Here is an 18,940-nt window from a genome sequence, read left to right on the forward strand (position 1 = left end):
GACGGGCCGGGCGCCGCGTGGTCGGCTAGCGGATCCAGCGAGGAAGAGCGGCGAGGAGCTGACCGTGGACCGCATGAGCCCGACCGACGCCGGCTTCTACTACGCCGAGAGCGAGAACACGCCGCTGCACGTGGGGTCGGTGGCGGTCTTCGAGGGCCCCGCCCCCACCTACGGCGACGTCGTCCGGCTGCTGCTGAGCAAGCTCGCGCTGGTCCCCCGCTACCGGCAGCGGGTGCGCACCGTCCCGCTGCAGCTGGGCCGCCCGGTGTGGGTCGACGACCCGCACTTCCAGATCCTCTACCACGTCCGGCACACCGCAGTGCCGAGCCCGGGCGGCGACGAGCAGCTGCGCAACCTGGCCGGCCGGGTGCTCGGGCAGCGGCTGGACCTCGCCAAGCCGCTGTGGGAGCTCTACCTCGTCGAGGGCCTGGAGAACGGCCGCTGGGCGCTGATCTCCAAGGTGCACCACTGCATGGTCGACGGGGTCGCCGGCACCGACCTCATGCAGCTCATGTTCGACCTCACCCCCGACGCTCCGCACCCCGAGCCGCAGGACTGGGTGCCGCAGCGGGGCCCCTCCACGCTCGGCGTGGTCGCCGGGGCCGTGCAGGACGCCGTCACCCACCCGCTGCGCGAGCTCACCCGACTGCCCGGCACGGGCGGGGTGCGCCAGGCCGCCCGGAACGCCGCCAAGGCGGGGCGGACCCTCGCCGCCGGGGCGCCGTCGGTCGCCAAGCAGGCCACCACGTCGACCGCCCGGTCCCTCAACGGGCCGATCGGGCCGCACCGGCGCTGGGCGTGGACCGAGGCCGGGTTCGACGAGCTCAAGGGGGTCCGGACGGCGCTCGGCGGCACGGTCAACGACGTCGTGCTCAGCGCGATCACCCGCGGCTTCCGCGACCTGCTGGACCGGCGCGGGTCGCTGAGCTCCGGGCTGGTCGTCCGCGCGATGGTGCCGGTGTCGGTGCGCCAGGCCGGCGAGCGCAACACCCTGGACAACCGGGTGTCGGCGGTCTTCGTCGACCTCCCGGTGGCCGAGCCGGACCCGGTCGAGCGGCTGGCGTCGGTGCGCCGGCAGATGGACGACCACAAGCGGCTGCTGCAGGCCGTCGACGCCCGCTCGATCATCGCCATGGGCGACTTCGTGGCCCCGACCCTGCTCGCGCTCGGCGTGCGGGCCGCGGTCGCCGCCTCGGGCGTCTGGTACCAGGCGGTGACCACCAACGTGCCCGGCCCGCGGGTGCCCCTCTACGTCCTGGGGCGGCGCATGTGCTCGGCGCACGCCTACGTGCCGATCGCCGGCGGCGCCCGCGTCTCGGTGGGGATCTTCTCCTACCTCGACACCATGACCTTCGGCATCAACGCCGACTTCGACGCCTACCCCGACGTCGACGTCCTGTCCGGGGGGATCCGCCGCGGGGTGGACGAACTCGTCGCGGCGGCCGGACGCGCGGCCTCGGCGTGAGCGCGGGCCGCGTCGTCCCCGAGACCGACCTGACCGTCGCCGTCACCGGCCCGACCGGCACGTTCGGCGCCGGCCTGGTGCCCCTGCTGGAGGCCGACGACCGGGTGCGGCGGGTCGTCGGCATCGCCCGGCGGCCGTTCGATCCGGCCGAGCGGGGCTGGTCGAAGATGGAGTACCGGCGCGGCGACGTCCGCGACCCCGACGCGCTGCGCGAGGCGTTCGCCGGTGCCGACGTCGTGGTCCACCTGGCCTTCCTCATCACCGGGAACACGACGCGGGCGACGACCCGGGCGGTGAACGTCGACGGCACCCGCAACGCCTTCCGGGCGGCGGCGGACGTCGGCGCGCGCCGGTTCGTCCACGCCTCCTCCGTCGCCGCCTACGGCTGGCACGCCGACAACCCGGAGCGCATCCCCGAGGACTGGCCGGTGCGCCCGGCGGCCCGGCTGTTCTACGCGCAGGAGAAGGCCGAGACCGAGCTGCTGCTGACGGCCGAGGCCGCCGCCCTCCCGGACCTCGCCCTGTACGTGCTCCGCCCGTCGGCCGTCCTGGGGCCGCACGTGGCGGGCGGCAAGGACCTGCTGCCCGGCCCCCTCGCGCCGTTGGGCCGGTGGCTGTTCGGCCGGCCCCGGCGCCTGCCCGTGCCGGTCCCGGTGCTGGCGCCGGAGCTGACGCTGCAGTTCGTGCACGAGGACGACGTCGGGCAGGCCCTGCAGCTCTGCGTCGTCGCCGCCGGCCCGCCGGGCGCCTACAACATCGCCGGGGACGGCGTGCTGTCCGTCGCCGACGTCGTCCGGGAGTTCGGCGGGCTGCCGGTCCCCGTGCCCGCCGCCCCTGCCGAGCTGGCCGCGCGGTCGGTCGTCCGCCTGCCGTTCCTGCCGCCGGTGGCCGAGTGGGCGGAGGCGGCCAGCCGGCCGGTGATCATGGACACCTCGCGGGCCAAGGAGCGCCTCGGCTGGCGCCCGCGCTCCACCGGGCTGGAGGCCCTGCGCGCGACCCTGCGCTGACCCCGGCTCAGCGGGCGACGGCGGGCAGCCAGTCGAGGACGTGCTTGGCCAGCACCTGCGGGCACTGCAGCTGGGGCACGTGGCCGACGCCCGCCAGCTCCACGTACTCCCAGCGCGGGTGCCGGCGGGCCGCGTCGCGCGCCGCGGACACCGGCACCAGCCGGTCCAGCTCGCCGTGCACCAGCAGCACCGGCGCGGTCACCTGCGCCATCGCCCGGCGCAGCAGGCGTGGGTCGGCCAGCAGCAGGAGCAGCGACCGGGCCGCGGTGAGGAACGCGCGGTCCATGCCGGCGACGTCCTCCCGCTGGTCGATGAGCTCCGCGGAGCGGTCGATCAACTGCGCCGGCACGGTCGCCGGGTCGACGCCGCACAGATCCAGCATGTCGAGCACGGCGCCCCGCGCCCCGCGCGAGCGGTGCCGCGCCGCGAGCCAGCGCTCGCCCACCCCCGGCAGCGCGTACATGGCGAAGGTGGCGGCCACCCGCCGGTCGGGCCGCCCGCGCGGGCCGGGGACGGCGGGGTCGACCAGCACCAGGCCGCTGACCCGGGCCGGCGCCCGGGCCGCCTCGAGCAGGGAGATCATCCCGCCCATCGAGTTGCCGACCAGCACGACCGGGCCGCCGGTCACGTCGCGCACGAAGCGGTCGAGCACGGCGACGTTGTTGCGGACGGTCGCCAGCCGGTGCCCCGGCTCGCTGCGCCCGAACCCCGGCAGGTCGAGCGCGTGGACCCGGGCGTGCGGGGTGAGCAGCGGCGCGAACAGGTCCCAGTTGAGGTGCGAGCCGCCGAGTCCGTGCACCAGGACCACGGTCGGCCCGGCGTCCGCGCCGCCGTAGTCGACGTGGTGCACCGGCCCGTCCAGGTCCACGGTGGCGCTGCGGCCCCGCAGGCCGTCGTCCTCGGCGGTCACCGCCCCACGGTCCCCCGGCCGCGCCGGGGCCGCCAGGCGACGGGCACCGTGGGAGTCGTGCGGCGGGTGTGGCGGCGACCACAGCCCCGTTCGCGCGCCGCGGCGGGCCAGGTGTGGCCGCGGCGGCACAGTGGGTACCGACCCGGTGGCCGACCGGGGCCGGACGACGAGGAGGACCCCGTGGCAGTACCGCTGGGCGAACGGTTCCGCAACGACGGCCCGGCACTGCCGCTGTACCTCACCGAGCCGGCGCGCGGCGCGGCGGACTTCGGCCTGTTCCTCGCCGCCCGCCCGCTCCTGCAGCGGCTGCCCCGGGGCGACGGCCACCCCGTCCTCGTGCTGCCCGGCCTGCTCGCCGACGACGCGTCCACGCGGGTGCTGCGCGCGGTGCTCCGGCGGCTCGGCTACCGCGTCCACGGGTGGCGTCTGGGCCGCAACATCGGCCCCACGGCCCGCTGCGTCGAGGGGATGCGGGACCGCATCGACGATCTCAGCGACCGCTACGGCCGGCCGGTCAGCCTGGTCGGCTGGAGCCTCGGCGGCATCTTCGCCCGGGACCTCGCCCGCCGGACGCCGGAGTCCGTCCGCCAGGTGATCACGCTGGGCAGCCCGTTCCGCCTGACCCGGTCCAGCCAGAGCCGGGCGGCCCGGGCGTTCGACCGGTACTCCCACCTGCACGTCGAGCACCGCAGCCTGCCGCTGGAGCCCGACGGCAGCCCGCTCCCGGTACCGGCGACCTCGATCTACTCGCACCTGGACGGGATCGTGCACTGGCAGACCTGCCTGGACACCCCCGGCGAGCGCTGCGAGAACATCGCCGTCCTCGCCAGCCACCTCGGTCTCGGCCACCACCCGGCCGCCCTCTGGGCGATCGCCGACCGGCTGGCTCAGCCCGAGGGCAGCTGGACGCCGTTCCGCCCGCCGCTGGTCCTACGGCCGGCGTTCCCGCGGCCCGACGTCCCCGCCGGCGCGGACCCGCTCTCCACCGCGGCCTGACGGGGCGGCTACCCAGCGCGCTCGACCGCGCTGCGCTCGACGCAGAACTCGTTGCCCTCCGGGTCGCGCAGGGTCACCCAGCCCAGCCCGTCGGCGGGGCTGCGGTGGTCCTCGTGCACTGTCGCCCCGAGTGCGAGCAGGCGCTCGACGGCTTCGTCCCGGGTCCCCGTCGGCGGCTCGATGTCCAGGTGGACGCGGTTCTTCGCCGTCTTCCCGTCCGGGACCCGGATGAACAACAAGCCCGGGGTGCCCGGGTGCGGCGGTTCGAGGAGCACCTCGTCGTCCTCGGGCTCGTCCTCGACGGCGTAACCGGTCACCGCCGACCAGAACCGGGCCAGCCGCAGCGGGTCGTGCGCGTCGAAGGTGATGTGCCGGAGCGGACCGTTGACCACGGCACCACCCTGCCATCTCGTCCGACGGCCCGGCCAACGCCGCCGCCGGCGTCGTCCCCGGGCCGCGACCGGCGAGTGGCCGTCCTCTCGCAGGCCCGGAGACCACGGCAGGTCGCCACTCGGCGGCCGGCGTCGAGTGGACGGAGTGGGCGCGACAGGGATCGAACCTGCGACCGCTCGCTTGTAAGGCGAGAGCTCTCCCGCTGAGCTACGCGCCCCGCGCGCCCAGGGTAGTCAAAGGACCCCCCCTGCCCCCCGCCACTCGCGAGCTCGCGGCGGGGCCCTGCAGGGGAGCCACCCTGGACGGCGAGTGGGTCAGGCGGCCAGCTGGGTGACCGCGTCCCTCCAGCCCTGCTGCTGGCGGGCGTCACCGGGCTGGTTGACCTCGGTGAACGCGATCTTCCCGTCGGCGTCGACGAGGAAGGTGCCGCGCACGGCCATGCCCGCCTTGTCGTTGAAGACCCCGTAGGCCTGGGCGACGGCGCCGTGCGGCCAGAAGTCCGACAGCAGCCGGAAGTCGAAGCCCTCCTGCGCCTTGAACGCCTTGAGGCTGAACACCGGGTCGGTGCTGATGGCGAGCACCTGCACCCCGGCGTCGGTGTAGGTGGTCAGCTCGTCGCGCAGCTGACAGAGCTCACCGGTGCAGATGCCGGAGAACGCGAACGGGTAGAAGACGAGCAGCACGGGCGTGCCGCGCAGGTCGCTCAGGGACACGACCTGCTTGTCCTGGTCGGGGAGGCTGAACTCGGGCGCGACGTCGCCGACGGAGAGGGTCATGTCCCGATCGTGCCGCACGCGGGAACGGGCGGGAACGGCCCCCCACCGTCCTCAGCGGCGGGAGCGGGCGGCCTTGGGCGTGACCAGGCGGATGCCGGACCAGTCCTTGGCCGCGGAGATGCTGCTGGTCTGGGACAGGCCGGCGGTCGGCGCCACCTCGGTGACGTCGCCGGGCTCCACGTGCCCCGGGCGACCGGACTTGGGGACCAGCAGCCACACCACGCCCTCGTCGGCCAGGGAGGTCAGCGCGTCGGTGAGGGCGTCGAACAGGTCGCCGTCGTCCTCCCGCCACCACAGGATGACGACGTCGGCCACCTCGTCGGTGTCCTCGTCCACCATCTCGCTGCCGGAGACCTCGACGACGGAGTCGCGCAGGTCCTCGTCGGCGTCCTCGTCCCAGCCGAGCTCCTGCACGACCATGCCCGGCTTGATGCCCAACCGGGCCGCCATGCCGGCACTGCCCGAGTCGACGCTCATCCCTGCTGTTCCTCCGTGGGTTCCGATGCTGCTGAGCGGGGGTGGGCACGATCGTGCCCTGTCCGGTGGTGGGCTGCTGGGGAAGGAGTCCCGGACCCGGGCGCGTCGCGCCGGCCGGACGACGGACCGCGGACGGGCCGGACACGACCAGCGGGAGCCTCCTCCCGCAGCCTGGTCATGCCACCCCTTCCGTCCACGCGGTCGTCCGCCTCGGTGTTCGAGGCCCCCCGTCCGGCCGGTGTACCGGTCGGCGTTGGCGGAAGCGTAGGGCATGCCTGGTCAGGCGCAAGCGCTCCGCGGACGGCGCACCGGGGGCCCGCAGTCCCGACATGTGGGCCTCGGCGTGACTCCGGCCCGACCTGCGGGGGACGATGGGTGCATGAGTGCACCGCAGCAGTCGGACGGCGACCCCGCCCGCGATGCAGGCAAGGCCCGCGCGGTCATCACCGACGGGCTCCCCAGCCAACTGGTCGACACCGATCCCGACGAGACCCAGGAGTGGCTCGAGTCGCTGGACGCCGTCGTCGACCACGCGGGCCGCGGCCGGGCCCGGTACCTGATGCTGCGCATGCTGGAGCGCAGCCGCGAGCAGCAGGTCGGCGTCCCCGCCCTGCGCAGCACGGACTACATCAACACCATCCCGCCCGAGCGTGAGCCGTGGTTCCCCGGCGACGAGCACGTCGAGCGGCGGATCCGCGCCTACATCCGGTGGAACGCCGCGATCATGGTGCACCGCGCGCAGCGGCCCGGGATCGCCGTCGGCGGGCACATCTCCTCCTACGCGTCGTCCGCGTCGCTGTACGAGGTCGGCTTCAACCACTTCTTCCGCGGCAAGGACCACCCCGGCGGCGGCGACCAGATCTGGTTCCAGGGCCACGCCTCGCCCGGCATCTACGCCCGCGCGTTCCTCGAGGGCCGGCTGTCCGAGCAGCAGATGGACGGCTTCCGCCAGGAGGTCAGCCACCCCGGCGGCGGGCTGTCGAGCTACCCGCACCCGCGGCTCATGCCGGACTTCTGGGAGTTCCCGTCGGTCTCCATGGGCCTGGGTCCGATGAACGCGATCTACCAGGCGCGGTTCAACCGCTACCTGCACTCCCGCGGCGTCAAGGACACCTCCGACCAGCACGTGTGGGCGTTCCTCGGGGACGGCGAGATGGACGAGCCGGAGTCGCTGGGCCTCATCGGCCTGGCCGCCCGCGAGGAGCTGGACAACCTCACCTTCGTCGTCAACTGCAACCTGCAGCGGCTCGACGGCCCGGTGCGCGGCAACGGCAAGGTCATCCAGGAGCTGGAGTCGTTCTTCCGCGGCGCCGGCTGGAACGTCATCAAGGTGATCTGGGGCCGCGAGTGGGACCGGCTGCTGGCCGCCGACCGCGACGGCGCGCTGGTCAACCTGATGAACCAGACGCCCGACGGCGACTACCAGACCTACAAGGCCGAGGACGGCGCCTTCGTGCGCGAGCACTTCTTCGGCCGCGACCCGCGCACCCGCAAGCTCGTGGAGAACATGAGCGACAAGGAGGTCTGGGACCTCTCCCGCGGCGGGCACGACTACCGCAAGGTGTTCGCGGCGTTCAAGGCGGCGGTGGAGCACAAGGGCCAGCCGACGGTGATCCTCGCGAAGACGATCAAGGGCTGGACGCTGGGCAGCCACTTCGAGGGTCGCAACTCGACCCACCAGATGAAGAAGCTGACCGCCGAGGACCTCGCCGCCTTCCGCGACCGGCTCTACCTGCCGATCCCCGACGAGCAGCTGGACAAGACGCTGCCGCCGTACTACCGGCCGGACCCGGACTCCGACGAGATGCAGTACATGCTCGAGCGGCGCCGGACCCTGGGCGGCGCGGTGCCGCGGCGGCGGTCGGAGTTCAAGACGCTCAAGACGCCCGAGGACAAGGCCTTCGACGTCCTCAAGCGCGGCTCGGGCAAGCAGGAGGTGGCGACGACCATGGCGTTCGTCCGCCTGCTGAAGGAGCTGCTCAAGGACCCCGAGCTCGGCCCGCGCTTCGTCCCGATCATCCCGGACGAGGCCCGTACGTTCGGCCTGGACTCCCTGTTCTCGTCGCACAAGATCTACAACCCGGCGGGGCAGCGCTACACCTCGGTGGACCGCGAGCTGATGCTCGCCTACAAGGAGTCCGAGCAGGGCGTGATCCTGCACGAGGGCATCAACGAGGCCGGCTCCACGGCGTCGTTCACCGCCGTCGGCACCTCCTACGCCACCCACGGCGAGCCGATGATCCCGATCTACATCTTCTACTCGATGTTCGGGTTCCAGCGGACCGGCGACGGGTTCTGGGCGGCCGCCGACCAGCTGACCCGCGGCTTCGTCCTCGGCGCCACGGCGGGCCGGACGACGCTCAACGGCGAGGGCCTGCAGCACGAGGACGGCCACTCCCTGCTGCTCGCGGCGACCAACCCGGCCGTGGTGTCCTACGACCCCGCGTTCTCCTTCGAGGTCGGCCACATCACCAAGGACGCCCTGCAGCGCATGTACGGCCAGGACCCGGGCGCGCCGCTCGGCGGGCACCGCTCGCCGGACGTCATGTACTACCTGACGGTCTACAACGAGCCCTACAAGCAGCCGGCGGAGCCCGAGGGCCTCGACGTGCAGGGCCTGCTGGCCGGCATGTACCTGTACGCCCCCGGCGCAGGTGACGGCCGCAAGGCGCAGGTCCTCGCCTCGGGCGTCGCGGTGCCGTGGGCGCTGCGCGCCCAGGAGCTGCTGGCGAACGACTGGGGCGTCTCGGCCGACGTGTGGTCGGTGACCTCCTGGACCGAGCTGCGGCGGCAGGCCGAGGTGGTCGAGGAGCACAACCTGCTGCACCCGGAGGAGGACCCGCAGGTCCCCTACGTCACCCAGCGGCTCCAGGACGCCCCCGGCCCGGTCGTGGCGGTGTCGGACTGGATGCGGGCGGTGCCCGACCTCATCGCGCCCTACGTCCCGGGCGGCATGGCGACGCTGGGCACCGACGGGTTCGGGCTGTCCGACACCCGCCCGGCGCTGCGCCGGCACTTCCACGTCGACGCCGAGACGATCGTGGTCCGCACGCTGGCCACGCTGGCCCAGCGGGGCGAGGTCGACCGGGACGTCGTCCGGCAGGCCGTGGAGAAGTACCAGATCCGCGACGTGCAGGCGGCGCCGGAGGAGCAGCGGTCGGACCCGAGCCCGGCCACCTGAGGGCGGGGGGTGCCGGGCGGGCCGCCCGGCACCCCGCCGTCGCTCAGGAGGTCTCGCGGTGGCGGCGGAGCACCGCCGCGTAGGTGTGCCCGCTGTCCTTCACCGTGCGGCGCTGGGTGGCGTAGTCCACGTGCACCAGCCCGAAGCGCTGGGCGTACCCGCGGGCCCACTCGTAGTTGTCCAGCAGCGACCAAGCGAAGTAGCCGCGGACGTCGGCACCGCGCTCGATCGCCTCGGCCATCGCGTCCAGGTGGCGCAGCAGGTAGTCGACCCGCTCGGGGTCGTGGACCGCACCTTCGGCGTCCACCTCGTCGGCCCAGGCCGAGCCGTTCTCCGTCACCACGAGCGGCAGGCCCGGGGCCCGGTCGCGCAGCCACAGCAGCAGGTCGGTGAACGCCTCCGGGCTGACGCCCCAGCCCATGGTGGTCGTCGGAGGCTCGGGGTCGAGTTCGACGACGTCCTCGCCGCCGATGAACGACGTCGGGCGGCCGGGCGGGCGGGTGCCGACGCGGACGGTCTGCTCGAAGTAGTAGTTGACCCCCAGCCAGTCCAGCGGCGCGGCGATGACGTCGAGGTCGCCGTCCTGGACGGGCAGCGGCGCGCCGGCGGCGGTCAGGTCCGCGACGACGTCGGCCGGGTACCGGCCGTGCACCGCCGGCTCGAGGAACATCCGGTTCTGCTGCCCGTCCAGGCGGCGGGCGGCGTCCACGTCGGCCACGGAGTCGCTGGCCGGGGTCATCGGCGTGAAGTTGAGCGTGATGCCCAGTGACTCGACACCGGCGTCGCGCAGCGCGCCGGCCGCCAGGCCGTGCCCGAGCAGCAGGTGGTGGACGGCGCGGGCCGCGGCGACCGGGTCCTGCTGCCCCGGGGCGTGCTGGCCGGAGCGGTGCCCCAGCAGCGCGCTGCACATGGGCTCGTTGAGCGTCGACCAGTGCCGCACCCGGTCGCCGAGGGCCGCCACGACCACGCCGGCGTAGTCGGCGAAGCGGGCCGCGGTGTCCCGGTCGGTCCAGCCTCCGGACTCCTGCAGCGCCTGCGGCAGGTCCCAGTGGTAGAGGGTCAGCCAGGGCTCGACGCCGCGGCCGAGCAGTTCGTCGACCAGGCGCCGGTAGAAGTCCAGGCCGCGCTGCTCGACCCGGCCGGCGCCCTGCGGCAACACCCGCGGCCAGGCGACGGAGAACCGGTAGGCCGACAGCCCCAGGTCGGCCATCAGCGCGACGTCCTCGGGGAAGCGGCGGTAGTGGTCCGCCGCGACGTCGCCGGTGTGGCCGCCGAAGGTGCGGCCCGGGGTGTGGCTGAAGGTGTCCCAGATGGAGGGCCCGCGGCCGTCGGCGTCGACGGATCCCTCGATCTGGTAGGCGGCGGTGGCGGCGCCGAAGACGAAGCCGGGCGGGAAGGTCCGCCCGTCCAGGGCGTCGGCGCGCACGTCGAAGGTGGTCACGACAGGGTTCTCCTAGGAGTCGGGGCACGAGGCGGCCCCCTGCAGGGGGCCGCCGTCAGGTCGGGACGGACTCAGTCGACGCGCAGTTGCGTTGCGGGGTCGAACACGTGCAGGCAGTCCTCACGCACCCGCAGCCACACGGTGTCGCCGACGGACGCCGCCTGCCGGGGCTCGGTGCGGACGACGACGTCGGAGGTGTGCAGCACGTCGTCGCCGGTGCCGGCGAGGGTCGCGTAGAGGTAGGCGTCGGAACCGAGCTGCTCCACCACGCGGACCTCGACCGGGACGCCGTCGTCCGGCGCGCAGGCGACCAGCGCCTCGGGGCGGAATCCGACCGTGGCCCGGCCGGAGCCCGCCGCGGCACGGGCCAGCCGGTCCCGCGGCACGGGCAGCACCGCGCCGCCCAGCCGGATGCCGCCGTCGACGGCCTCCCCGGTGACCACGTTCATCGCCGGCGAGCCGATGAAGCCCGCGACGAAGACGTTGGCCGGCCGGTCGTAGAGCGCGCCCGGGGTGTCGCACTGCTGGAGCACGCCGTCCCGGAGCACCGCGACCCGGTCGCCCATCGTCATGGCCTCGACCTGGTCGTGGGTCACGTAGACCGTCGTGGTGCCCAGCCGCTGCACCAGCGCCGCGATCTGCGTGCGGGTCTGCACCCGCAACTTGGCGTCGAGGTTGGACAGCGGCTCGTCCATGAGGAAGACCTGCGGTTGGCGCACGATGGCCCGACCCATGGCCACCCGCTGGCGCTGCCCGCCGGACAGCGCCTTCGGCCGCCGCCGCAGGTACTCCCCCAGGTCGAGGATCTGCGCCGCCTCGGCCACCCGCCGGGCGATCTCGGGCTTGCCGACGCCGGCCAGCTTGAGCGCGAAGCCCATGTTCTCCTCGACCGTCATGTGCGGGTAGAGCGCGTAGTTCTGGAAGACCATCGCGATGTCGCGGGCCTTGGGCGGTGCGTCGGTGACGTCGCGGTCGCCGATGCGGATGGACCCGGCGTCCACCTCCTCCAGCCCGGCGAGCATGCGCAGCGAGGTGGACTTCCCGCAGCCGGAGGGGCCGACGAGGACGAGGAACTCGCCGTCGCCGATGTGCAGGTCCAGGGCGTCGACCGCGGGCCGCTCGCTCTTGGGGTAGATGCGGGTCGCGTGGTCGAAGGTCACGGTGGCCATGGCGGTCAGAGCCTCTCGGGGTGCGGGGAGGGAAGGGGGGTCGGACGTGCTCCGGGAGCGCTCATCCCTTGACCGCGCCCTGCATGATGCCGCCGACGATCTGCTTGCCGAGGACGACGAAGACCACCAGCACGGGCAGGGTGCCGACGAGCGTGCCGGCCATGATCACCGCGCGCTCGGGGATGTAGCCGCCACCGAGCCCGGCCAGGGCGACCTGGACCGTGGGGTTGCTCGTGGTGAGCGCGATGATCGGCCAGAAGAAGTCGTTCCAGGCGGTGAGGAAGGTGAGCATCGCCAGCACCGCCATCGCCGGGCGGGCCACCGGGACGACGATCGACCAGAAGATCCGCATCGTGGAGGCGCCGTCCACCCGGCCGGCCTCGAGCAGCTCGTCGGGCAGCGCGGTGCTGAGGTACTGGCGCATGAAGAAGACGCCGAAGGCACTGACGAGGGTCGGCAGCACCACCGCCTGCAGCTGGTTCACCCACTCCAGCTCGGCGATGAGGATGAACAGCGGGATGATCGCGAGCTGCGTCGGCACCATCATCGTGCCGACCACCAGGCCGAGCAGGACGCCGTTGCCGCGGAACCTCAGCTTGGCGAAGGCGAACCCGGCCAGCGTGCAGCACAGGACCGTGCCGACGGTGATGCAGCCGGCGACGATCACGGAGTTGACGATGGCCAGCCCGATCGGCGCCTGCTCCATCGCGCGGCCGATGTTGGTGAACAGGTCGGCGTCCGGGAGGAACGGCGGCGGCGTCTCGGCGATCTCGGCGTTGGTGTGCGAGCCGGCGACCATCGTCCAGTAGAGCGGGAAGACCGAGACCAGCGTGGTCAGCCCGAGCAGCACGTAGGTGACCGGGCCGGCCGCGGTCGTCCGGTGGGCCCGCCGGCGGCGCCGGCGCGGGGCGGGCACCGCGCGGCCCGCCGCCGGGGTCTCCGCCTGGGGGGAGGCGAGGGTGGTCATGACGGCGGCTCCTACCGCTCGGCCCGGGTGCGGCGGCGGGCGATGAGCGCGTACGCCCCGACGACCACGAGGATGATCAGGAACATGGCCCACGCCGTGGCGGCGGCCTGGCCGAGGTGGAAGTTGGTCCAGCCCTGGTCGTACATGAGCAGCCCGAGGGTCTGGTACTGGTTGGACGCCCCGCCGTTGGTCATGCCGTTGCCGCTGAACAGCAGCGGCTCACCGAACAGCTGCACCGCGCCGATCGTCGAGACCACGATCGTGAAGAGGATCGTCGGGCGCAGCGACGGGACGGTGACGTGGAGGAACTGCTGCCAGCGGCTGGCGCCGTCGAGGGTCGCCGCCTCGTAGAGGTCGTTCGGGATGGCCTGCATCGCGGCCAGGTAGATGAGGGCGTTGTAGCCCGTCCAGCGCCAGGTGACGATCACCGAGATGGCGATCTGGCTGCTCAGGGAGCCACCCTCCCAGTCGATCCGGTCGACGCCGACCGCCTGCAGGGCGGCGTTGATCAGCCCGTAGTCGTGCCCGAACAGCTGCCCGAAGACGAGGGTGGCCGCGGCGATGCTCGTCGCGTAGGGCATGAGCATCGCGACGCGGAAGAAGGTGCGGCCGCGGAGCCGGTAGTTCAGCAGGTGTGCCAGCCCGAGCGCCATGCACAGCTGGGGCACCGTGGAGAGGATCCCGATCGTCAGCGTGTTCTTCGCGGCGTTCCAGAAGAACTCGTTCTGCAGGAGCGCCGCGTAGTTGCCCAGGCCCACCCACTCCGCGCCGTCGACGTCGGACAGCCGCACCTCGTGCAGCGAGATCCAGGCGGTGTAGAGGAAGGGGTAGAGGCTGAAGCACGCGAAGAGGAGGAAGAACGGGGCGACGTAGGCGTAGCCCCAGCGGTTGCGGCTCAGCCGCGCCCGCCGGCGACGCGGCGCGGGGGCCGGGTCGGGCGGGTCCACCGGGGCGGCGACCGCCGCGACCCGGGGGTCGTCGCTGGCGATGGTCATCGGGGGCCTTCCTGGTCGACGGCGGGTGCGGGGAGCCGCGGCCGGTGCCCGGGGGGACGCCCCGGGCACCGCCACGGTGTCACTGCCGGTGGGTGCCGGCGCCGGCTCAGCCGCCGACGATCTGCTCGATCTCCGCGAGGGCCGCGTCGAAGGCCTCGTCCGGGGCCCGGCCGTCGGTCTCGATCGTGCTCAGCGCCTCGGTGAACGCCTCCTGGATCTGGGTGTCGAACGGCCCGATCGGCGTGAACCGCAGGTTGGCCGCGGAGTCGGCGAACAGCTGCCCGATCGGCGCCCCGCTGAAGTACTCGCTCGTCGCACCGGAGACGGCCGGGTCCTCGGCGGCCACCTGGCTGGACGGGAAGTGCTGCGAGTCGGTGAACATGCGCACCTGCTGCTCCGGAGCGGTGAGCCACTCGACCAGCGCGATGGCCTCCTCGCGGTGCTCGCTGGCCTCGGTCACCCCGAGCCACGCACCGCCCCAGTTGCTGGCCTGGCCGGGCAGCGGGGCCACGTCCCACGTGCCGGAGGCCTCCGGGCCGGCCTGCGTGGTGATGTAGCCGAGCATCCAGGCCGGGCACGAGATGGTGGCGAACGCGCCGTTGACGAAGGCGGAGTTCCACTCGTCGCCGAACTGGGTCAGGTTGGCGGTCAGTCCCTCGTCGGCCGCCGTGCTCGCGTGCTGCCACGCCGTCGCGACGCCGTCGCTGGTCTCGGGGATGGGGTTGCCGTCCTCGTCGTCGTAGGCGGTCTGGCCCTGGTAGACGGCGGCCGAGAAGAGGCTGGCGGGACTGTCGACGAAGGCACTGCCCTCGGGCTTGGTGGGGGACGCCTCGTACCGGCGGCCCAGCTCCAGGTAGCCGTCCCAGTCGGCCCACAGCGCACCGAGCTCGGCGCGGTCGGTGGGCAGGCCGGCCTGCTCGAACAGGTCGCGGCGGAAGCACATGGCCTCCGGGCCGGCGTCGGTGCCCAGGCCGATGACCCGGCCGTCGGCGGTGGTGGCCTCCTCGACCTTCCAGTCGTAGTAGTGCCCGAGGGACTCGTCGGCGTTCCCGGTCGCGGCGAAGTCGACGAACCGGTCGGCGTGGTTGGCCACGATGTCGGCGACGAAGCCGATCTCGATGCCCTGGATGTCGGCGAGCCCGGAGTTGGCCACCAGGCGGGTCTGCAGCGCCCGGTAGTAGTCGGCCGAGCGCTCGACGGACTCCTCGACGATGCGGACGTCGGGGTTGAGCCGCATGTACTCGTCGTAGAGCCCGGCCTCCTCGTACCCGAACGTGCCGAACAGGCCGAGGTTCAGCGTGATCGTCCCGTCGTCGGCGGTGTCGGAGCCGCCGCACCCGGCGGCCAGCAGGGACACGGCGAGAGCGGCTCCCAGCGCCGCCCTGCGCGTGGTGGGAACGGACATCGGACCTCCTGTGTCATCCCCGATGACCCGGGGCTCGTGGTCGCTGTGAGAGCGCTCCCACGGACGGTGCCGGAAGCGTGGCGGGCATCACACCGTCGTGTCAAGCCCTTCGTGGAAGCGCTTCCACACCGGCGTTCGAGGGCCTACGCTGCCTCCACGGAAGAGCCGACACCTGCCCCCGGCGAGCGGCGTCGCCACGGGAGGAGTGCACGATGACGACGGTCCACGGGCGGGCCCCCTCCCCCACGCTGGACGAGGTGGCCGAGCTGGCCGGCGTCTCCCGCGCGACCGTCTCGCGCGTCATCAACGACTCGCCGCGGGTCAGTCCCGAGGCCCGCCTCGCGGTGCAGTCGGCCGTCGACCAGCTGCGCTACGTGCCCAACCGCGCCGCCCGGAGCCTGGTCACCCGGCGCACCGACACGATCGCGCTGGTGCTGTCGGAGTCCGACACCCAGGTCTTCTCCGACCCGTTCTTCGCCAGCGTCGTCCGCGAGCTGTCGGCCAGCCTCGCCGACACCGACATGAACCTCGTGCTGCTCGCGGCGCGCGGCGAGCGGGAGCAGCAGAAGGTCGGGCGGTACGTGCGCCAGGGCCACGTCGACGGGGTCATCCTCATGTCGCTGCACAGCGACGACTCGCTGCCCGGCGTGCTCGCCGAGGCCGGCGTGCCACTGGTGCTGTCCGGCCGCCCGCTCGACGGCCGCGCCGTCTGCTACGTGGACGCGGACAACACCGGCGGCGCGCGGGCGGCGACCGCGCACCTGCTCGCCCAGGGCCGGCGCCGGATCGCGACCGTCACCGGGCCCCGGGACATGATCGCCGGGATCGACCGCTACGCCGGCTACCGGGACGCGCTCGAGGCGGCCGGCCGGACCGTCGACCCGGCACTGGTTGCCGAGGGGGACTTCACCGAGGCCGGCGGCGGCCGCGCGATGGCGCAGTTGCTGCAGCACGCCCCCGACCTCGACGCCGTGTTCGTCGCCTCCGACCCGATGGCCGTCGGCGCCCTCCGGCACCTGCGGGCGGCCGGCCGGAACGTGCCCGGCGACGTCGCGGTGGTCGGCTTCGACGACGCGGCGGTGGCCGCGACCACTGATCCGCCGCTGACCACGGTGGCGCAGCCACTCGGCGAGATGGCCCGGCTCATGGCCGATCTGCTGCTGCGTCAGGTCGACGGCGACACCGGGGTCGAGGCACGGGTGTGCGACACCCGGCTGGTGCGGCGGGCGTCGGCCTGACCGGTCAGCCGGCCGGCCCGCGCAGCGCCATCGCCGCGTACAGCGCGGCGCCGTCGGGCAGCACCGCCTCGTCGAACACCACGAGGTTCGAGTGGTTGCCGGCCGTCGTCGCCGGGTCCTGCCCCGGCGCGCAGGCACCCAGGAACGCCATGGCGCCCGGGACCCGCTCGATCACGTAGGAGAAGTCCTCCGCACCCATGAGCGGCTCCCGGGCCAGGGTGGCGCAGTCGGGACCCAGCAGGCCGGCCGCGGTCGACCGCACCGCCTCGGCCACGCCGCCGTCGTTGACCGTCACCGGGTAGCCCCGGCGGTGCTCGAACTCGACGTCCAGCTCGTGCGCCGCGGCCACGTGGCGGGCCACCCGCTCCACCCCCGCGACCATGTCGGCCCGCCGCTCCGCCGACAGAGTGCGGATCGTGCCCTCGAGGAAGGCGGTGTCGGGGATGACGTTGTCGGTGGAGCCGGCGGTGAGGTGGGCGACGGTGAGCACGGCCGGGTCGAACACCGGCGCCCGCCGGGTCACCATCGCCTGCAGCGCCAGCACGATCTCGGCGGCGACCGGCACGGGGTCGGCGGCGGCGTGCGGCATGGAGGCGTGCCCGCCGCGGCCCCGGACCGTCACCTGCCAGTGGTCGGCGGCGGCCATCATCGGCCCGGGCCGCACGCTGACCACGCCGCTGGGCTGGTTGGCGAACACGTGCAGCGCGAAGGCCTCGCGAACCGGCGCCCCCGGGACGGCGTCGAGCAGGCCCTCCTCGAGCATGTAACGCGCGCCGTGGAAGCCCTCCTCCCCCGGCTGCAGCATGAACACCACCTGGCCGGCCAGCTCGTCGCGCCGCTCGGCCAGCAGCCGCGCGGCCCCCAGGAGCATCGCCACGTGCAGGTCGTGCCCGCAGGCGTGCATGGCGCCGGGCACCTCCGAGGCGAACGGCAGCCCGGTGTCCTCGTGCACCGGCAGGCCGTCCATGTCGGCGCGCAGCAGGTACGTGGGCCCCGGGCGGGCGCCGCGCAGCACGGCGACGGCCGAGGTGGTCGTCGTCCCCACGCTGACCTCGACGGGCAGCTCGGCCAGCTCCGCGAGGACGGTGGCCTGGGTGCGCGGCAGGTGCAGGCCGACCTCCGGGTGGCGGTGCAGGCGGCGGCGGAGGTCGACGGTCCGGTCGGCGTCGGCGCGCGCCGCGGCCAGCAGGGAGGAGACCCCCTCGCCCTCCACCTCTCGCGAGCTCGAGGCGGGACCCTGCGCGGGAGCCGGTTCCATGCTCACGACTCTGCCCAGGCGGGGCGGGTCGTGTCCAACTGCCACACCACGGCCGTCCGCGGGCCGGTCACAGGTCCGCCGTCCTGCCGCTCGACCCGGGTGCCGTCGGGGCCGACCAGGACCAGCAGACCGGGCGGCACGGTCGTCGAGGTGCCGGCCTCGACCGTCTCGATCCAGAGCCGCGCGTCGGGACGGCGGAGGTCCACCCAGCCGTCCGCGTTCGCGTGGACCTCGTGCGCGGGTGCGGCGTCGGGCGCGGCGCTGCGCAGGTACGTCTGGAGCAGCCGCGCCCCGGCGTCCCCGGCGACCTCGTCGTGCTCCAGGCCGGTGCCGGCGCGGAGGACGGCGACGTCCCCGGCGCCGATCAGCGCACCGTCCCCCCACCCGTGCCGCAGGCCGCCGTCGACCACCACGGCGACCACGTCGACCGCGCGGTGCGCGTGCCGGCCGTAGCCCGCCCCGGGCGCCAGCCGGTCGTCGGCGATCCGCAGCAGCGGGCCGAGCGAGCCGTCGTCGGGCTCCAGCACCACGTGCGACGTCAACCCGTTCACGGTTCCTCCTCGCGGGGCGGCAGGGCGGCGCGGCCGCCCGGCAGGGCGCCGAAGACGAGCGCGACCGTCAGCGACCACGCGACCCCGAGCGACCAGCCGCCGAGCACGTCGGACAGGAAGTGCACGCCGAGCCACATCCGCGTCAGCCCGACGAGGACGGCGAGCGCCACCCCGGCGAGCACCGCCGGCCGCCGCCACCGCGGGGCCAGCCGCGGCCAGGCCAGCACCAGGGCGACCGTGACCAGCGTGGCGATGCCGGCGGAGTGTCCGCTGGGGTAGCTGAGCCCGCCGTAGCTGAGGCCGCCGTCCTCGAACGCCGGGCGCACCCGGCCCACCAGCTCCTTGAGCAGCACGGTGAGCGGACTGACGGTGACGTTGGCGGCGACCACCCAGCCCGCCGTCCACCAGGCGCGGCGGGTGCCGAGCCAGAACAGCACCGGCAGCGAGACCAGCACCCGGAACCAGACCACGCCGGGCGTGGTGAGCGCCTCCAGCAGCAGGTCGAGCGCGGGCGTGCGGTCGTCACCGGCGTACAGCGCCCGGCTGACCGCCTCGTCCAGCCGGACCTGCGGCGGGAACCCGACGAGCACCCCGGCGCCGAGCGCCCCGAGCACGCCGAGGCAGCCGCCGACCGCGGCGGCGGCCCGGCGGCGGGCCCGCGCCGTCCGCTCGGCCCGCAGCACGTCCATGCCCACCACTCTCCCCGACCGC

At 74.1% G+C, this 18,940-nt stretch carries 17 protein-coding genes and 1 tRNA gene; 5 read left to right on the forward strand and 13 right to left on the reverse strand.

Translation table 11 applies throughout. From position 1 onward, the window contains the following. Positions 1 to 73 precede the first annotated feature (73 nt). Complete coding sequence (locus PGN05_RS14270; protein ID WP_419753216.1) at positions 74 to 1,465, forward strand: WS/DGAT/MGAT family O-acyltransferase; 1,392 nt, start codon at positions 74 to 76, stop codon at positions 1,463 to 1,465. After that, complete coding sequence (locus tag PGN05_RS14275; protein ID WP_419753217.1) at positions 1,462 to 2,472, forward strand: NAD-dependent epimerase/dehydratase family protein; 1,011 nt, start codon at positions 1,462 to 1,464, stop codon at positions 2,470 to 2,472. Before PGN05_RS14270 ends, PGN05_RS14275 begins: the two co-directional genes overlap by 4 nt. A 7-nt stretch (positions 2,473 to 2,479) precedes the next feature. On the opposite strand, the gene PGN05_RS14280 is transcribed toward PGN05_RS14275, so the two are convergent. Beyond that, positions 2,480 to 3,382, reverse strand: a complete 903-nt coding sequence (locus tag PGN05_RS14280; RefSeq protein ID WP_419753218.1) for an alpha/beta fold hydrolase — start codon at positions 3,380 to 3,382, stop codon at positions 2,480 to 2,482. A gap of 180 nt (positions 3,383 to 3,562) precedes the next feature. Here PGN05_RS14280 and PGN05_RS14285 point away from each other — a divergent pair, with 180 nt between their 5' ends. Beyond that, positions 3,563 to 4,378: an esterase/lipase family protein gene (locus PGN05_RS14285; protein ID WP_419753219.1), complete on the forward strand. Its 816-nt coding sequence runs from the start codon at positions 3,563 to 3,565 to the stop codon at positions 4,376 to 4,378. An 8-nt stretch (positions 4,379 to 4,386) separates the two neighbouring features. On the opposite strand, the gene PGN05_RS14290 is transcribed toward PGN05_RS14285, so the two are convergent. From PGN05_RS14290 to PGN05_RS14305, 4 genes are all read right to left on the reverse strand, one after another. Further along, the gene (locus tag PGN05_RS14290; RefSeq protein WP_419753220.1) at positions 4,387 to 4,770 is read right to left on the reverse strand and encodes a VOC family protein; all 384 of its coding nucleotides are present in this window, start codon (positions 4,768 to 4,770) and stop codon (positions 4,387 to 4,389) included. Between the two features lie 146 nt (positions 4,771 to 4,916). After that, positions 4,917 to 4,988: transfer RNA gene (locus PGN05_RS14295), tRNA-Val, on the reverse strand. Positions 4,989 to 5,085: 97 nt separating this feature from the next. Further along, on the reverse strand, positions 5,086 to 5,547 hold the full coding sequence (locus PGN05_RS14300; protein WP_419753221.1) for a peroxiredoxin: 462 nt from the start codon (positions 5,545 to 5,547) through the stop codon (positions 5,086 to 5,088). A gap of 51 nt (positions 5,548 to 5,598) precedes the next feature. Further along, a complete protein-coding gene (locus tag PGN05_RS14305; protein ID WP_419753222.1) occupies positions 5,599 to 6,024 on the reverse strand; it encodes a DUF3052 domain-containing protein in 426 nt (141 codons plus the stop codon). A 379-nt stretch (positions 6,025 to 6,403) separates the two neighbouring features. On the opposite strand from PGN05_RS14305, the gene aceE reads away from it, so the two are divergent. Continuing rightward, positions 6,404 to 9,205: a pyruvate dehydrogenase (acetyl-transferring), homodimeric type gene (gene aceE, locus PGN05_RS14310; RefSeq protein WP_419753223.1), complete on the forward strand. Its 2,802-nt coding sequence runs from the start codon at positions 6,404 to 6,406 to the stop codon at positions 9,203 to 9,205. Between the two features lie 43 nt (positions 9,206 to 9,248). On the opposite strand, the gene PGN05_RS14315 is transcribed toward aceE, so the two are convergent. The 5 genes from PGN05_RS14315 to PGN05_RS14335 form a co-directional block, all read right to left on the reverse strand. Continuing rightward, positions 9,249 to 10,646, reverse strand: a complete 1,398-nt coding sequence (locus PGN05_RS14315) for a GH1 family beta-glucosidase (protein ID WP_419753224.1) — start codon at positions 10,644 to 10,646, stop codon at positions 9,249 to 9,251. A gap of 71 nt (positions 10,647 to 10,717) precedes the next feature. Further along, positions 10,718 to 11,815 (reverse strand): ABC transporter ATP-binding protein, encoded by a 1,098-nt coding sequence (locus PGN05_RS14320; protein WP_419753225.1) that lies wholly within the window; start codon positions 11,813 to 11,815, stop codon positions 10,718 to 10,720. A gap of 61 nt (positions 11,816 to 11,876) precedes the next feature. Then, positions 11,877 to 12,782: a carbohydrate ABC transporter permease gene (locus PGN05_RS14325; protein ID WP_419753226.1), complete on the reverse strand. Its 906-nt coding sequence runs from the start codon at positions 12,780 to 12,782 to the stop codon at positions 11,877 to 11,879. 11 nt (positions 12,783 to 12,793) lie between these two features. After that, the gene (locus PGN05_RS14330) at positions 12,794 to 13,777 is read right to left on the reverse strand and encodes a carbohydrate ABC transporter permease (RefSeq protein WP_419753227.1); all 984 of its coding nucleotides are present in this window, start codon (positions 13,775 to 13,777) and stop codon (positions 12,794 to 12,796) included. Positions 13,778 to 13,883: 106 nt separating this feature from the next. Next, on the reverse strand, positions 13,884 to 15,182 hold the full coding sequence (locus PGN05_RS14335) for an extracellular solute-binding protein (RefSeq protein ID WP_419753228.1): 1,299 nt from the start codon (positions 15,180 to 15,182) through the stop codon (positions 13,884 to 13,886). A gap of 212 nt (positions 15,183 to 15,394) precedes the next feature. On the opposite strand from PGN05_RS14335, the gene PGN05_RS14340 reads away from it, so the two are divergent. Next, positions 15,395 to 16,420 (forward strand): LacI family DNA-binding transcriptional regulator, encoded by a 1,026-nt coding sequence (locus PGN05_RS14340; protein ID WP_419753229.1) that lies wholly within the window; start codon positions 15,395 to 15,397, stop codon positions 16,418 to 16,420. Positions 16,421 to 16,424: 4 nt separating this feature from the next. Here PGN05_RS14340 and PGN05_RS14345 read toward each other — a convergent pair whose 3' ends face one another. The 3 genes from PGN05_RS14345 to PGN05_RS14355 are packed head-to-tail and all read right to left on the reverse strand — an operon-like array spanning position 16,425 to position 18,918. After that, complete coding sequence (locus PGN05_RS14345; protein WP_419753230.1) at positions 16,425 to 17,678, reverse strand: M20 metallopeptidase family protein; 1,254 nt, start codon at positions 17,676 to 17,678, stop codon at positions 16,425 to 16,427. 2 nt (positions 17,679 to 17,680) lie between these two features. Next, complete coding sequence (locus PGN05_RS14350; RefSeq protein ID WP_419753231.1) at positions 17,681 to 18,229, reverse strand: pirin family protein; 549 nt, start codon at positions 18,227 to 18,229, stop codon at positions 17,681 to 17,683. After that, complete coding sequence (locus tag PGN05_RS14355; protein ID WP_419753232.1) at positions 18,226 to 18,918, reverse strand: phosphatase PAP2 family protein; 693 nt, start codon at positions 18,916 to 18,918, stop codon at positions 18,226 to 18,228. Before PGN05_RS14355 ends, PGN05_RS14350 begins: the two co-directional genes overlap by 4 nt. Between the last annotated feature and the right edge of the window lie 22 nt (positions 18,919 to 18,940).

The organism is Geodermatophilus sp. CPCC 206100, assembly GCF_048569675.1.
In the GTDB taxonomy this organism is placed as follows: domain Bacteria; phylum Actinomycetota; class Actinomycetes; order Mycobacteriales; family Geodermatophilaceae; genus Geodermatophilus.

Coding starts and splice junctions, on each gene's coding strand:
- PGN05_RS14330 (WP_419753227.1), bottom strand. CDS start 13,777: ATGACCATCGCCAGCGACGACCCCCGGGTCGCGGCGGTCGCCGCCCCG.
- PGN05_RS14355 (WP_419753232.1), bottom strand. CDS start 18,918: ATGGACGTGCTGCGGGCCGAGCGGACGGCGCGGGCCCGCCGCCGGGCC.
- PGN05_RS14270 (WP_419753216.1), top strand. CDS start 74: ATGAGCCCGACCGACGCCGGCTTCTACTACGCCGAGAGCGAGAACACG.
- PGN05_RS14305 (WP_419753222.1), bottom strand. CDS start 6,024: ATGAGCGTCGACTCGGGCAGTGCCGGCATGGCGGCCCGGTTGGGCATC.
- PGN05_RS14340 (WP_419753229.1), top strand. CDS start 15,395: ATGACGACGGTCCACGGGCGGGCCCCCTCCCCCACGCTGGACGAGGTG.
- PGN05_RS14325 (WP_419753226.1), bottom strand. CDS start 12,782: ATGACCACCCTCGCCTCCCCCCAGGCGGAGACCCCGGCGGCGGGCCGC.
- PGN05_RS14335 (WP_419753228.1), bottom strand. CDS start 15,182: ATGTCCGTTCCCACCACGCGCAGGGCGGCGCTGGGAGCCGCTCTCGCC.
- PGN05_RS14320 (WP_419753225.1), bottom strand. CDS start 11,815: ATGGCCACCGTGACCTTCGACCACGCGACCCGCATCTACCCCAAGAGC.
- PGN05_RS14300 (WP_419753221.1), bottom strand. CDS start 5,547: ATGACCCTCTCCGTCGGCGACGTCGCGCCCGAGTTCAGCCTCCCCGAC.
- aceE (WP_419753223.1), top strand. CDS start 6,404: ATGAGTGCACCGCAGCAGTCGGACGGCGACCCCGCCCGCGATGCAGGC.
- PGN05_RS14345 (WP_419753230.1), bottom strand. CDS start 17,678: ATGGAACCGGCTCCCGCGCAGGGTCCCGCCTCGAGCTCGCGAGAGGTG.